8 protein-coding genes are annotated in these 16,049 nt (G+C 43.7%); 5 read left to right on the top strand and 3 right to left on the bottom strand.

Annotation, left to right across the window (positions count from 1 at the left end):
- Positions 1–35: 35 nt before the first annotated feature.
- Complete coding sequence (locus BQ7394_RS23900; RefSeq protein ID WP_075559682.1) at positions 36–4,019, bottom strand: hybrid sensor histidine kinase/response regulator transcription factor; 3,984 nt, start codon at positions 4,017–4,019, stop codon at positions 36–38.
- Positions 4,020–4,320: 301 nt separating this feature from the next.
- On the opposite strand from BQ7394_RS23900, the gene BQ7394_RS23895 reads away from it, so the two are divergent.
- From BQ7394_RS23895 to BQ7394_RS26515, 4 genes are all read left to right on the top strand, one after another.
- Complete coding sequence (locus BQ7394_RS23895; RefSeq protein WP_075559681.1) at positions 4,321–7,605, top strand: SusC/RagA family TonB-linked outer membrane protein; 3,285 nt, start codon at positions 4,321–4,323, stop codon at positions 7,603–7,605.
- Positions 7,606–7,642: 37 nt separating this feature from the next.
- Entirely contained in the window at positions 7,643–9,253 is a 1,611-nt protein-coding gene (locus tag BQ7394_RS23890) for a SusD/RagB family nutrient-binding outer membrane lipoprotein (protein WP_075559680.1), read from the top strand.
- A gap of 121 nt (positions 9,254–9,374) precedes the next feature.
- Complete coding sequence (locus BQ7394_RS23885; RefSeq protein WP_075559679.1) at positions 9,375–11,774, top strand: glycoside hydrolase family 3 N-terminal domain-containing protein; 2,400 nt, start codon at positions 9,375–9,377, stop codon at positions 11,772–11,774.
- 146 nt (positions 11,775–11,920) lie between these two features.
- Entirely contained in the window at positions 11,921–12,049 is a 129-nt protein-coding gene (locus BQ7394_RS26515; protein ID WP_262497551.1) for a hypothetical protein, read from the top strand.
- Positions 12,050–12,338: 289 nt separating this feature from the next.
- Here the strand turns inward: BQ7394_RS26515 and BQ7394_RS23880 are convergent, their stop codons facing one another.
- Positions 12,339–13,475, bottom strand: a complete 1,137-nt coding sequence (locus BQ7394_RS23880) for an acyltransferase (RefSeq protein WP_075559678.1) — start codon at positions 13,473–13,475, stop codon at positions 12,339–12,341.
- A 66-nt stretch (positions 13,476–13,541) separates the two neighbouring features.
- On the bottom strand, positions 13,542–14,669 hold the full coding sequence (locus BQ7394_RS23875) for an AraC family transcriptional regulator (RefSeq protein ID WP_075559677.1): 1,128 nt from the start codon (positions 14,667–14,669) through the stop codon (positions 13,542–13,544).
- Between the two features lie 206 nt (positions 14,670–14,875).
- Between BQ7394_RS23875 and BQ7394_RS23870 the strand changes: the two genes are divergently transcribed.
- Positions 14,876–15,835 (top strand): fimbrillin family protein, encoded by a 960-nt coding sequence (locus BQ7394_RS23870; protein WP_075559676.1) that lies wholly within the window; start codon positions 14,876–14,878, stop codon positions 15,833–15,835.
- Positions 15,836–16,049 lie beyond the last annotated feature (214 nt).

Raw genomic sequence — 16,049 nt, 5'->3', positions numbered from 1 at the left:
TAAGGTATAAATAAGATACTAAAAGCCGTTCCGTTTTATTCGGAGCGGCTTTTATTTTTACCATTACGGTATTGCATCGGAGTAACTCCGAAGTATTCCTTAAAGCATTTACCCATATAACCGGGACTCGAAAAGCCGGCTTTCCAGGTTATTTCCGAGATAGTCAGCTCGCTGTTTTCCAAAAGGGAAGCACACTTTCTAAGTTTTATCTGGAGAATAAAATCATTCAAGGTAAGTCCTGTCACAGCCTTTATCTTTCCACCAAGACGTGTACGGCCGATAGCAATCTGACGACACCACATGTCGATATTGAAATCTTTATTTTCCATATTCTCTTCGATGATCCGGACAGAGTCTTCAAGTAATTGCTGATCGAGGCGGTTGGTAGCCAGATCGGTTGGTGCCGATTCCGCTTCGGTACAGAAACGAGTCTGTTGCCGTCTCAAAGTAGCGATCACATTATTGCATTTCAAAAGAAGAAGTTCCAGATTAAAGGGCTTCATTATATAATCGCTCGCTCCGCACTTCATACCCTCGAGGGCACTTTCCAGATCCGTACGGGCCGTTAGCAGGAGGATCGGGATATGCGACGTTTCAAATTTCTTCTTCAACCGCTGGCACATAGCCGTACCCGACATGCCAGGCATCATCACATCACTGATGATCAAGTCGGGTTGCATTTCTTCGGCAATACGGATACCTTCCTCTCCTTCACTGGCTTTATAAACCTTATATTTGATAGAGAAAGCTTCCTCCAGAACTTGCAGTAAATCTTCATTATCCTCTACAATCAGAACAGAAAGTGCATTCTCTTTTATCTCCGGAGAAGAATTATCCAGAGAATCGGAGAAAACGATCTCTTCCTCCGGCCGCAATGTTTCTACAGGTAAAATATCAACCGCAGCGGCTTCTGTTGTTTTTTGTTCTTCGGTTAAATGTTGTTCACCCAGTTTGAGAGTCACTATAAATGTAGTCCCCTTACCTAATACACTCCGCACTCCGATCGTTCCTTTGTGTTGCAATATAATTTCTCTAGTCAGTGCCAGACCTATTCCACTACCGGAAAGGGATACACCGGAAGCATTATCTGCCTGATAAAAACGATCGAATATATGATCTTGTTGGCTCTGGGGAATACCAGAGCCAGTGTCGGAGATACGTATCTCCGCAATATCTTTTTTCTGTATAATAGTAATCGTGATGCTTCCCTCCTTCGGAGTAAACTTAAAGGCATTTGAAAGTAAATTATTAAATACTTTCCGGATCTGAGCCGGATCGAACCAGACTGGGATATTTTCCTCTGCTGTATCCAATTTGTACTGGATATGGTTCACGGCGGCATAATCCCGGAATGAATCGAATATCTGCTGTATGAAGGCAACCAGGTTTTGTTTGCTTGCATGGAAAGGCATCTTACCCTGTTCCAGACGACGGAAATCCAGTACCTCGGTTATCAGCTGCTGCATCTGTCCGGTATACTGCCGGACCTTCAATAGTTTGTTACGGAACGTTCCCCCTAAATCGTAATTCTGCAGGATCAAATCGATCTGGCTGACCATCAAGGTCAGCGGAGTACGAAGCTCGTGCGATATATTGATATAGAACTTTAACTTCATCTGGTTCAGCTTCTCGATACGTAGCTTCTCCCTATGTTCCATTTCCAACGAAGCTTTCAATACGGCACGACTCCGGTTAAAGCGGATAAGCCAGACCAGAAACAAGACAGTCAGCAAAACATAGATACCGAAAGCATAGACTGAGGCATAAAAAGGAGGACGTATCCGGATATCCATAGCGATCTGCTTGCCCTCTCCCACTTCACGTACCAATAAACGATATTTCCCTGGGGACAAAGAAGTATAAATTATCAATGGATGCCGGGTTCGCGTCCATTGTTTATCCAATCCTTCCAGTTTATATTCAAACAGGTTCTTGTCGGCATACCGGTAATTGGTGGAAGTAAAGCCGATTGTCAGATTGTTGCGGTCATAAGGTAAAGTCAGTTCGGATGTATATGCTATTCCTTCCTTTAAAGGAGTGGAAGCAGAAGAAGGAGTCATAAGCGTATTATCCACATATAAGCTATTGAAAGAAATCGTATAAGGCACAGTTGTAGCAGCCAAGCCTGATTCTTTTGTAGCTATAATACCTTCTACTCCCCCGATAAAGATCGTACTGTCTTTCGGTGATATATATACGCCGCAATTAGAATTCAGCCTGTGAAGCGGCGAAGACGTTCCCAGCAACGTATGTGTACTTTTCCCTTTCTTCATATCCAGCAAGGTGATCCCACGTATCGATGTAATCAATAGACGTCCCATTGGTGTGACACACACTTTGAAAGGTTCGTTTGTCAGTAGCTGTCCCTGCTCCTGGTTATAGCAAGCCCAGAAATCATTCAACGGTTCATATCGCAATACTCCCATACCGACAACAACAAAATAAAGATTTCCTCTATTGTCACCGGTAATACTTTGTACCGGCTTTTTCCCTATCATCCCTTTTACAGAAAGTATATCTTCTACTTTCCGGGTATCCATATTGACACAAAGTATTTCCCTGTTGGCCGGAGCAAGCCAAAGCCTGTCCTCCATATCCAGATAAGCAGCACGGATAATAACTCCTGTCTGACTCAACAGGTCAGGATCGGTAAACAGCCATGAAAGTTTTTGTGTTTCGAGATCCAATAAATATATTCCCCCCTGGGAAACAACGATCAGATTCCCCTTCCAGGGTATAAGATCTGTAATTATCTGTTGATGATCTTCAACTAATACATCCGCACCTATCTGTTCAAAAGGTCCGGAAGAAGTGGAGCAAAGCAATCCACGCAGAAAAGTACCGACATATAATCTGTCCCGGTCTGCGTCATACCAGACCGACTTGGTTGTACGGCACGGAATACGCGAAGGACCGGAATCAAAACGTTTTATCTTTTGAGTCTTAAGATCCATCGAGTTTAGTCCTCCATGCTCGGTTGCGATATATAAATTCCCTTTGGTATCCTCCGTCATTTTACCAAACAGGAAACCGTTCAGACTATTGGGATCACTCGGTGAAATGCCGTAAAAAGTATAATTTTCCGTGTCCGGATTGAAATAACTGAGTCCTCCGTAATAAGTTCCGACCCACATTCCACCCTGGCTATCCCGGTGGATGGCATAAACGGATGAATGCTGTAAAGACCAGGAAACTTGTTCTTTATGAGATAAATGGTAATAGTCCTGCAGAGAAGGCTTCACCACCGTTATCCCACCAAAGCTTCCGATCCATATATTACCTTTAATATCCTGGTTAATACAACGAACCTGATTATTGACAAGCGGACAAACCGGACTATTCTCCTGCAAAGCAATCCATGTGCCGTCATTATATACTCTCACGCCATTCGATCCCGTACCTACCCATAACCGGTTCTGTGCATCTTTAAACAAGGAAGAAATGGATTCGTTTTCCAACAAGGAGCGAACGGTTCCTCCTGTATATTCATACAATCCCTTATTAGTCCCCAATAACCAACCGGCATCAGATAAAAGCAGAGATCTTATAGTGATAGTCGAGTCCTGAAAAGCATACAGTTCTTTAGGTTCTGCATCAAGCCGGTAACGATAGAGTATATTTTTAGACGAATAATACAAATACTGATTCTCGTAAGTCAATGTATTCGCCGAAATATCCGTCCGTTGAAACTCTTCCGTCCTCATATTATAAGCAATCACCCGGTTATTGGCCAACATATAAACAAACGCCTCCCCATCTCCACAAATAGCATGGATATTATTATCCTCCACACCATCCATATAGGTAGAGAGACGGAAAGAACGGACAATTCTTCCATCATACACATTGAAGTTATCATTACCAAACCAGATATATCCTCTTGCGTCTTCATAAATAGAAATCGCCGATGGCTGCGTAAATCCATCATTCAAATCGACATGTTGAAAGTAAAGCTCTTTAGCCGACGCAGGAAATACTAGTAAAAGGCACAATAATTGATAGAGGTTCTTAAAGCTCATACAAACGATATTTACATGCAAAAATAGCTTATTTCCAGCTAGTAAGCAATAAGATAAACACGTATAACATACAAATATGAAAGATTATACCACCTGTATTAGACTTGTTTTTATAAAAGAACACAAAAAATAACTACCTGCCTGATTGGCAAAATGGTAATATCCGTCAAATAAATAGTAAAATCCGTCACTAACAGCATTTACCATCCTATCAACAGATTCTAACATAGCTTTGATTCAACACTTTATAGATTTGCAGCATTGAAATTAAATTTTCTTGAATCTAATTAAAGATTTGTTTATGAAAAAAGTATTGAGACCTATCGGACTTATTTTACTATCCGGCGCTCTCTGTTCTACCGGACAGGTATATGCAACAGGAGCTAAGTCGGAAGCTGTAACTAACATCGCTCAACAAAAAAAGCAAGTAAAAGGTACAGTTATTGATGCATTTGGCCCCGTAGCCGGTGCTTCCGTATCTATAAAAGGAACCAGTCAGGGTACTATTACCGACATGGATGGTAACTTTATAATAGATGTGGAACCGGGAAGCACTTTGTCTATCTCTTTTATCGGTTATGTAACGCAGGATATCAAATACACCGGACAAGCTACTCTGGATGTAAAATTAATGGAAGACAGCCAGAAAATCGACGAAGTGGTAGTAACCGCCATGGGTATCAAAAAAGAAAAACGTGCCCTCCCTTACGCCATGAGTGAACTGAAAGCGGAGCAGCTCCAGACTGTTCCCGTACAAAACGTAGCGACTTCCTTATACGGTAAAGCTGCCGGTGTACAGATCCAGCAGACAGCCATGGGACCTACGGGAGGTACCAAGATCCAGATCCGTGGTATCAACTCGGTGGAAGGTAATACCCGTCCGCTGATCGTTGTCGACGGTATCCCTATCAACGACGTAGATTCCAACTGGGCCGGTCGCGAACGTAGCGAGACACAGCAAGGTTCTGCCCTTAACGACATCAACCCGGACGATATCGAATCGATGTCTATCCTGAAAGGTGCAAACGCTGCCGCTCTGTACGGTTCACGTGCAACCAACGGTGTGATCGTAATCACTACCAAGCGTGGAGGTGCCGGTAAAGGTCTCGGTATTCAGGTCGGAACATCTTATACGTATGACCAGCGTGCTTTTATGCCGGAACTTCAGAATGTGTTCGGAGGTGGTTCAAATCCGTACTTCACTACGAATGCAGACGGTCAGAATATATATAACGGTGATACTTACCGTAGCTTCGGCCCGCGCATGGACGGAACGGAAGTGCTTTGGTGGGATGGCGTGAAGCGCCCGTATTCGCCGCAGCCTAACAACTACCGGGATGTATTTAAAGACGGTTTCAGCAACAACAACAGTATCTCTATTACCAACGGTACCGATAAGAACAGCATTCGTCTGGCTTATACAAATATGAACTATGGCGGTTACCTGGAAAACTTCAAACAGAACAAGCACAACTTCAGCTTCTCCGGTAACTTCAAAGTACACGAACGTCTGACTTTCGATGCTTCTGTTTCGTTCAACATTTCGGAAACAAAGAATCCTCCTACACGTATCGACCGTGTATCCAACTATCCGATGCCTCGTAACGAGATCACTCAGTTATGGAAAGACAACTATAAGAATGATGAAGGTTACTTCCTGACAGACGAGATCTCAGGAATCAGTTCCGGAAACCGCGATAACATCATCAAATACCTGATGTGGCAGCAGAATGAAAACGAATATACACAGAACCGCGAACGTTTGATCGCTTCGTTGTCTGCTAATCTTAAGATATTCGACTTCCTGACTTTCCGTCTGCGTGGTGGTACGGACCGTTACCGTGACGACAAGGAGAACAAGGAATACTTTACCAAATATTCGGATCCTTCAGACATTAACAGTCTGGAAGGTAGTTACCGGAAAGAGGATGCACACTACCAGAAAAACTACGTGGAAGGTTTATTGATGTTCAACAAAGCCATCAATGAAGATTTCGACGTGTCTGCCAACCTGGGTGTTTCCGGTGAAGATATCACGGAATCGAAAGTGATCTGGGAATCTCATGGTTTGAAATATAACGGTATGTTCTCATCAGAAAACAACAAAAGAGATCCGAAACAAGCCAGCAAAGACAAAGTCGTTAACCAAGGTGAATTCCTGGGAGCTGTTTTCGCTTCTGCCCAGGTAGCTTACAAACGCTTCCTGTATCTGGACTTGACTGCCCGTAACGACTGGTCATCTCGTCTGACAGCCGGCAACCGTAGCTTCTTCTATCCATCTGCCGGTTTGAGTTTTGTGTTTACAGAAGCATTGGATCTACCGGATTGGTACAATTATGGTAAAATAAGAGGCTCATACGCTATCGTGGGTAATACGACGCCGTCTATCTACTTTACTAACTCTGAATACCAGTACGGATCATTCAATAGTTCAGTTATTACAAATGAATTCAAAGCAGACGTTCCTCCTACCAATATTGTTCCTGAAAAGACTTATTCATGGGAAGTCGGTTTGGAAAGCCGCGTGCTTAACGGGCGCTTAGGATTAGACTTCGCTTTCTATACTAACAAGACTAAGAATCAGATTATCACTGTACCGGTCGCTCCTTCAACAGGTGCTACAGGTATGAGAATGAATGCCGGTGAGATCGGCAACCGTGGTGTGGAACTTCAGGTTACCGGAACTCCGGTGGAAACCAAGAACTTCAGCTGGGAAGGTGTTCTGAACTTCGCCTATACACATAATGAACTGCTTTCTCTGATCGATGGCATGGAAGACCGCCAGATCAGTAACCCGTGGAGCGCCGCTATCTTCAAAGCTGTTCCGGGATATGCTACACCTAGTGTATTTATCCGTAAATGGATACGTGACGACCAGGGAAGAATCGTTGTGGATAAGAACGGTAACTACCAGCAGGAATCGGAATTTACTTATGCAGGTAGCGCAGCACCGAAGTTTACAGCCGGTTTCACGAATACATTCCGTTACAGAGACTTTTCTTTAAACGTACATATCGACGGTTCGTTCGGCGGTAAACTGCTTTCATTCACCAACAACTTCCTGAAAGCATCTGGAGCAGGTAAAGAATCTTTGTGGGGACGCGATGAAGAATACGGTGGTCTGGCTTATTATATCGACAAGAACAGCAACCAGAAAATCCCTCTGGACAGCCATAGCGCCTCAGCTCCGGCAAATGCACTTGACGGACGTGTACGTCACGACGGTATCATTGTGGATGGTGTAAACGAAAAAGGCGAAAAGAACGACATCATTGTATCGGCAGCCGATTATTACAACTCGCGCTACAACCGTAACGGTTCTGAAGACAACCTGTATGATAACACCTATATCAAACTGCGTGAAATGAAATTATCTTACCGCGTTCCGAACAACATCGTTTCTAAGATCGGTCTGCAGAACCTGAATGTATCATTGATCGGTAGCAACCTGTTCTTCATCTATAAGAATGTTCCTAACGTGAATCCGGAAGCAACACTGGGTACAGGCGGTACGAACCCTTATGTGGAATACACTTCTTACCCATCAGCCAGAAGCTTTGGTTTTGCTATCAACACCAGTTTCTAAACCTAGTAACTTATTCATAATAAAACAGTAAACTTTTATGAAACACATATTATATAGCCTGCTTCTAGGCACCGTCGTAGCTTTCTCTTCCTGCGAAAGCAAACTGGATGACAAGCACAATAATCCGGATGGATTTACCTCGGCAGAGATCGAATACCTTTTCTCCAAAGGTGCGTTGAAAGCGATCGAAAACGATTACGCCGATACATGGAATTATAATTTCCGCCTGATCGGGAACTATATCCAGACAACTGCCCGCCAGGCAGGAAAAGACCGTGTCAACCTGTATCAGAATATTCAGGATGATAAGGCCCGCTGGGAAAACTACTACGTAACCCGTATGAGCACCCTAACCGAGATAGATAAAATGTATGCTACCCTGTCACCGGACGAACAGGCCAAATATCAAATCTTTGTCGAGGCAGGTAAGGTTCTGAAAGCATACAACACGGCTATCGCTACCGACTTTTTCGGCAATATGCCTTACACGGAAGCCTTCACCGCACGTAACGTAGTCTATGGCGGAAGTGTCATCTTCAAACCGAAATATGATACTCAGAAAGATATTTATTATTCTATTCTGGAAGACCTGAAATCTGCTGCCGCTTATTTCAAGACAGCCTCTACCAGCAATATATTTAAACAACAGGATATCATCTACAAAGGTAACTGCGACGGCTGGTACAAGTTTGCCAACTCATTGCGCCTGCGTTATGCAATGCGTATCTCAAATGTCGATCCTGATAAGGCCAAACAAGTATTGGCAGAACTTTCACTGGACCAGTTGATTACCAGCAACAGCGATAACACATATATTAAAGTAGACAACCAGAGTACTGCTCCCGACGGTATCTGGCGTGCCATGAGAGAAAGTCATTCCAAAGCACAAAGCTATTATATGTATGCACCTGAATTCACTGTTAACTTACTGAAAGAAGCAACCGACCCGCGTCTGGAGGTATTCTATCAGCCGGCAACAGATGACGAGGGGGATGTTTACGAAGATAGCAAAGAGATCATCGGTTATCCTTCTTCTGCCGACAAAGCAATCGCTCTGGTAAACGGACCGAATGGAACTGAACTTTTCAAGATCTACGGATGTCTTAATACAGTTACTTTCCGTAAAAACTATCAATTGCCGGTAGGTATCGGTATGACTGCTGCTGAAGTTTATTTCTGTCTGGCAGAAGCTGCACACCGTGGCTTGTTTAGCGGAAATGCGGAAGAGTTCTATAACAAAGGGGTTATCTTATCTATTCAGAACTACTACGAATATTATAAGAACAGCGATGCAGAGAAAGGAAAAGATATGAATATCGCCAACAGAGACGTATCCGACGGAACGTTGGGTAGCTGGTTAGCCACTTCAACTTTCAAGTTCAATTCATCAAAAGCATTAGAGCAGATCGCTACCCAGAAATGGTTACACCTCGGCTTCCTGCAGATATATGAAAACTGGGCAGAATACCGCCGTACAGACCTTCCTGTCCTGGATGACGACCGCGAAAACGGTGCTTTACTGAATAAGGAGAACGCTCCGGTGCGTTTCTTGTATCCTTCGAAAGAAGCATCCATGAACACAGAAAACTATAACGCCCAGTCAGCAAACAACAAGATCGACGCGCGTCTGTGGTGGGACGTAAAATAATCCCATCCAACTGAATAGCTACTAATCATTGACCGTATGGTTGATAATTGTTAACTTTGTGCTAATAATTACCGACCATACGGTTTTACGTTACAACAAACCATATTAATCCTATAATAGCATGAATTTCAAATATTCATTATTAGTAGCGATCTGCCTCGGGACCGGTACTATGCAAGCCAAAGACTCGATCTATAAAAAAGGATGGATAGACTTGAATAAGAACGGCGTAAAAGACGTTTACGAGGACCCCTCGGCCCCTATTGAGGCACGTGTACAAGATCTACTCAACCAGATGACGCTGGAAGAAAAAAGCTGCCAGATGGCAACCCTTTACGGTTTCGGACGTGTCTTGAAAGACTCACTCCCCACCGAAGGATGGAAGAACGAGATCTGGAAAGACGGTATTGCCAATATCGACGAACAGTTGAATGGCGTAGGAAGTGCTCGTCGCAGGACACCGGAAATGATCTACCCTTTCAGCAACCATGCCGAAGCAATCAACAAGACACAACGCTGGTTCATAGAAGAAACTCGCCTGGGTATCCCTGTCGACTTCTCAAACGAAGGTATTCACGGACTAAACCATACCAAAGCAACTCCCCTGCCCGCCCCGATCAACATCGGTAGTACCTGGAACCGTTCGCTGGTACTTCAGGCTGGAGATATTGCAGGAAAAGAGGCCAAAGCTTTAGGATATAACAACGTATATGCTCCCATCCTCGATGTTGCCCGCGATCCTCGCTGGGGACGTGTACTCGAGACGTATGGAGAAGACCCTTATCTGGTCGGCGAACTCGGCATACAAATGGTAAACGGTATCCAGCAAAACGGCGTAGCTTCTACCCTGAAACACTTCGCCGTATATAGCATTCCAAAAGGCGGACGCGACGCAGCCGTGCGTACCGACCCGCATGTTGCTCCCCGCGAACTACATGAAATTCATTTATATCCTTTCAAAAAAGTAATACAAAAGGCCCATCCCAAAGGTATAATGAGCAGTTACAACGACTGGGACGGTGTACCCGTTACCGCCAGCTATTACTTCCTCACTGAACTGCTGCGTCAGGAATATGGTTTCAGAGGGTACGTGGTAAGCGATAGCGAAGCCGTAGAATTCGTACAAACCAAACACCATGTAGCCGACTCATACGAAGAAGCCGTGCGCCAGGTGGTAGAAGCCGGACTGAATGTCCGTACCAACTTCACCCACCCCGCCGACTATATCCTTCCGGTACGTCAACTGGTAAAAGAAGGCAAACTATCCATGAAATCAATCGATCGTATGGTAGCCGACGTATTACGTGTAAAGTTTGAACTCGGCCTGTTCGACTCGCCGTATGTAAAAGATCCGAAGGCCGCAGATAAGATTGTCGGTGCCGACAAACACCGCGATTTCGTACTGGATATGCAACAGCAGTCACTCGTCCTCCTGAAGAATGAAAACAACCTGCTTCCCCTGGATAAGAGCCAGACAAAGAAAGTGCTTATCGCAGGTCCATTGGCTAAAGAAACCAACTATATGATCAGCCGTTACGGCCCGCAGGGATTGGATAATATCACGGTTTACGACGGTATTAAAAGTTATCTGGGTAGCCAGGCAGAAGTAGTCTACGCCAAAGGTTGTGAAATAAAAGATGCCAACTGGCCCGACAGCGAAATCGTCCCCACTCCGCTGACGGACGAAGAAAAGCAAACGATTACCGAAGCTACTTCCGCAGCAGCCGATTGCGACGTAATCATCGCCGTACTGGGAGAAGATGAAAGCTGTACGGGAGAAAGTAAATCGCGTACAGGTCTCGACCTTCCCGGTCGCCAGCAACAACTATTGGAAGCTTTGCACGCAACAGGTAAACCTGTCGTACTTATCCTTATCAACGGACAGCCATTAACAATCAACTGGGCGGACCGTAACATTCCTTCTATCCTCGAAGCCTGGTTCCCCGGCCAACTGGGCGGAGAAGCGATCGCACAAACCCTGTTCGGCGATTACAACCCGGGCGGACGCTTGTCGGTTACTTTCCCGAAAACGACCGGACAGATCGAGTTTAACTTCCCGTTTAAACCGGGTTCACAAGACGGACAATACTTCGCAGGCCCTAACGGTTCCGGAAACACCCGTGTAAACGGTGCTCTTTACCCGTTCGGTCATGGATTAAGCTACACCACCTTTGCTTACTCAAACCTTGCAATCAAGCAGGAAACGCCGTATTCGCAAAGCCCTGTTACAGTAACGGTCGATGTAACCAACACAGGCAAACGGGCCGGTGACGAAGTAGTGCAGTTATACATCCGCGATAAAGTGAGCAGTGTAATCGCTTACGAATCTGTATTACGTGGTTTCGAACGTATCTCCCTCCAACCGGGAGAAACCCGGAAAGTGTCTTTCACCCTTCTTCCCGAAGACCTTCAGATTCTGGATAGGCACATGCAATGGACAGTAGAACCGGGCGAATTCGAAGTAAGGATAGGTGCCTCATCTACCGATATCAAGTTAAAAGATACATTTGTTGTAAAGTGACAAATGAATATACATATAAGTAACGGGCATGATACCTTTCATTATCCTGCCCGTTTCTTTTACCTTCCTTTTTATACTTTATTAAAAAGACAGAAAACGCTTCCTGGCCGACAAGATATTAATCCGCCTCCGTACCTCTCGCATCTGTGAAGACAGACCATAACTTCCGCGAAGTACATAAGATAGCCAACCGCCTGACACTGCTTGACCAATGTTACCTCAAAGAGATCAAACAGATAGAAGAACTTATACCTTACGGTTATTACCAACCATAAACTAAAAAAGGGATACCCTCACGGACATCCCCCTAACACTGAAAAGATTTATTTTATCTTATTCCATACTTCTGCATCGCATATTCACCCAGAATTTCCAGGTATTTGACGCATTTACTAACTACTTTTTTCATAGCGCTTTCTATTTATTTAAAACGATCTCATAGTAAAACATGTCATATAAATATGTTTTATAACACAAAAGTAGTGGTAATACATATACGTTATACCAGCATTGCCCGTTTTTAACATCATTTGCACAAACAGGCCTCTCATTTCTCGAAATCCCTTACCCTATAATGTATTTCGAATAAGGCAACTTGCTTACCAAATAGGTGAAAACCCATGATGCAGCCAACGTAAATACAGCCGAAACAGGCACAATGGCAGGCACAGGAACACCCAACCAGAGAGTTAGCAGATAAGAAGGCCCTACGAAGAAATAATGCACGCAATACACCCCGAATCCAACCTTTGTCAGATTAGCCAAAGCACGACAGATCAGAGGTGATTTAATACGAACTTTCTGAGCCAATAGAAAAATAGCAGCCGTCATCAGCAGCGCATTCGGAGAACAATAGGTAAAGAAGAGTTCCATCCCCTCTTCACTCACATTCGGATCGGAAGTCATATAACGAAAACCAGTAAAAGTGATCAGGTAGCCAATCAGGAACAAAGGAACAGATACCGCCAGCGTCTTACCGGCCGACCAATCATTTCCTCTACCCAGATAATGTCCAAGCAACAGATAACCGTTGAAACCGGCAAAATAGTAGAATAGTCCATACGCATTCCACGAACAGGTTCCGAACACATACCTCGAAACAAATTCCACCAGGTAAGGAATAAACAGGGAGACACTCCAGGCAATCAAAAACCAACGTTTCCCCTTATCTGACGCTTTCTCCACCCAGGCCGAGAATACAGGCATATATAAATACAAGCCGATCAGTGCATAAATATACCACATCGGTGTTGCGTATACGGTAAATGTGACCGGAATCATAGCAATATCTTTCAGTCCGTCAACCAAAGAGGCTGAAGGATCGGGTGCCCAGGGGAAGAAGTCAGTCACCAGTTCAGGGCTTCCTCCTACCCACTGGATAAACCAGGGAGCTAGATTAAACAATACAGACCATATCAGGAAAGGAAAAAATACACGCGGAATACGTTTCTTATAGAAAACAGATACCTCCTGTCTGACAGGCAACAATAAAAAACCTGTTATCATTACAAATAGGGGAACACAAGCCCTCAACATAGAACCATAGGCAGATCCCCAAAAATTAATTTCAGGATTGGCACGTGACTCCGGAGAGGCATTGAACGGGTCGGTACAATGACAGGCAATGACCATCAGGATAGCAACGAAACGAAGTACGTCCAACCATACGATGTGCGGACGTGCAGTAGTAGTGTTATTCATGACAAGAGTTATTTTCTTCAACAGGATGTAAAAGTAAGTAATCTTATCAGATCATGCAAGACAGGATTATCCTCTCTTATACTCGGAAGGAATAATACCGGTATGTTTGGTAAAAGCCCTGCGGAACGTACTGATAGAATGAAAACCGGAACGTTCGGCAATATCCTGGATGCTGGCCAGAGGTTCGGCATCCATCAGGCGTTTGCTCTCTTCCACACGGAACTGGTTCACATAATCGGAAAAAGACATTCCTAGTTCTTTATTGAATAGTTGTGAGAGATAAGAACGGCTGATAGGGAACACACGTTGCAAATCAGTAAGTCGTAAATCGTCATTCAGGTAAGGTTTTTCTCTTTCAAACCAGGTATTCACCTCTTCGGCATAGCGTTTGAAAAGAGCACCCCGCTGCTCCTCGTCATCATCGTCTTCTTCGTCATCCACATTCAACGGAAGATCCCATCCGTTTTTAAAGGAGTGTTCAATCCGGATATTCTTAAGAAATAATGCTTTATAGAAGAAATAAAACCATACAACCAGCATAATAGTCTTAATAACGACATACAGGATCGTTCTGTCGGTCAGCAACAGGACTACATAGAGGAAGTAAAGGATAGATAACACGATCATTGTCCGCTTCAACCACCTCAAATCATAATTTTCAGGATCCGAAACGTTCTCGCTCAGATAAGCAGAATACTCATCGGCATACTTTACGACAAGATATATCGGTAAAATCATATAAAAAAGAGTAAGTGCCAGCACCAATAAACGCAGAAATACATCCATATTAAAATGCGTAAACACGTCTTTTATCGAATAAAATATATGAATTTCCCCGCCCGACAAACGGTAAGTAAGATAAGACAAACCACCTATCACAACAGGCGAAAGAAAAATGGCAAATCGCTTTAAAGTAAGAAAACCGGGACGTAGCTTTTCAATCACATAACTGGCAAGGCAGGCGGTCACAAAACAACTTGCAATAAGTACATCAGGATGGAATGCTTCCTTCGTCTCATTCACATAAGAATTAACAGAAATTCGGATCACAGCCATCAAAGCCCACATAATCATACTCCAGCCTAAAATATGTCGTGCCCGGTTGCCGAATGACCTTAATAACATCATAATACCGCCTAAAACGCATAGGCCGATTATCTGCATACTTAATAAAAACTGTATTTTGTCTAACATACTCCCATCGCCTCGTTTATCTATAAACAAATTGCACTCTCAAATAGTTGATTTGCACCATATTTAGACAATTTGACGTCTTTAGATTATTTGCATCATGCGTTTTTATACGATTTCATCGTGGTTTTATACCGTATGATCCCTCTTTTTGCTCAAACCGCCGGATATTTGCAATATGAAATTTGATACAAAAATAGCATAAAAGTATGAGAAATTTATTACTATTTATTACACTGATTTCCTGTTTGGCGGGTTGCTCTAACGAAGGCAATATCGTAGCCATTGAGAGTATTAGCGCAAAAGAAAAACCATTAAGAATTATTACACGTATTTTAACTACTAAGTCTGCGAATTTCGTGCAAGAATTCAAAGACGGATCGGAAATAGGGCTACTGATCACCCGCGAAAATGACGGTGGCTTATATGATGAGGATAGTGATTATATAAATGTAAAAGCGAAAGCAAGTTTAATTAGTAATAAAATCTCCTGGCAACAAACGCCGGAAGTCTCCCTTAACTTCGACCCGGCCACCGTGTATGCCTATTATCCATATCAGTCGCAAATGAGACTGAGTGCAGCCAGTATTCCTGTAAAGTTATCATCGGATGCAACTCAAACTCCCGACTATATGTATGGCACACACGCCGTTGGTCAGAAAATAGTGAACAGTATTTCACCTGTGGTGATTCTGAATATGAACCATGCTTTGTCTCTTATCTCCTTTCAAATCAACTTGCAGGAAGGAGAATACAAAGATTATCAGCTAAGTGCCATCCAGGTTGGTAACAAGGCTGGAGGAAGTACACTGATTTGTAGAGGCATGATGGATATCAGAACCGGCGAAATTACCGGAACAGCAGGTTGCAAGACCTCTACCCGGTTGAACCTTGAGGAAGCTGTTACACTGACGAAAGAGTTTTGTGATCCGCAGCATATCAGGGTATTCCCGACATCGGGGCCCATAGCTGAAGGAGACATTGAAGCCCTCTTTACAATAAATGGAAGTTCATATAAATATAAAATTCCCGCTCAAACAGTTTGGGAAAAAGGACATAAATATCTCTACAAATTAACTCTCAGCGGAGAGGCTCTTACATTGAAAGAGGTATCCGTTACCGACTGGATACAGGGTAATGGTAAAGATGCTACAAGCAGCATTATGTAAGTTTTATTTTATGTTTTGGTTATGGTTTAGAATCTCTGCGTAAATGTACTTTGTTGCAGTGCCGACGAACTGCCTGCCCGGATGTACAGACGAAAGTCTGATTGTGTAGCCAGTCCGGCATCGCAAGAAGAAGCGCAATTACGGGGAAAAGGAGGAAGTAATGCTCCCGCTCTTACCACGACATCCGGTAAAGGGGTCTCAAAACTTCCTCCGA

The sequence above is a fragment of the Parabacteroides timonensis genome (assembly GCF_900128505.1).
Classification (GTDB): Bacteria; Bacteroidota; Bacteroidia; order Bacteroidales; family Tannerellaceae; genus Parabacteroides; species Parabacteroides timonensis.
The sequence above is the reverse complement of the archived record's forward strand: the minus strand, read 5'-3'. Positions and strand labels throughout refer to the sequence as shown.

What these genes read in the sequence shown, in the direction of transcription:
- BQ7394_RS23890 (WP_075559680.1), top strand. Translation starts at nt 7,643, where the DNA reads ATGAAACACATATTATATAGCCTGCTTCTAGGCACCGTCGTAGCTTTC.
- BQ7394_RS23895 (WP_075559681.1), top strand. Translation starts at nt 4,321, where the DNA reads ATGAAAAAAGTATTGAGACCTATCGGACTTATTTTACTATCCGGCGCT.
- BQ7394_RS23885 (WP_075559679.1), top strand. Translation starts at nt 9,375, where the DNA reads ATGAATTTCAAATATTCATTATTAGTAGCGATCTGCCTCGGGACCGGT.
- BQ7394_RS23870 (WP_075559676.1), top strand. Translation starts at nt 14,876, where the DNA reads ATGAGAAATTTATTACTATTTATTACACTGATTTCCTGTTTGGCGGGT.
- BQ7394_RS23900 (WP_075559682.1), bottom strand. Translation starts at nt 4,019, where the DNA reads ATGAGCTTTAAGAACCTCTATCAATTATTGTGCCTTTTACTAGTATTT.
- BQ7394_RS23880 (WP_075559678.1), bottom strand. Translation starts at nt 13,475, where the DNA reads ATGAATAACACTACTACTGCACGTCCGCACATCGTATGGTTGGACGTA.
- BQ7394_RS23875 (WP_075559677.1), bottom strand. Translation starts at nt 14,669, where the DNA reads ATGTTAGACAAAATACAGTTTTTATTAAGTATGCAGATAATCGGCCTA.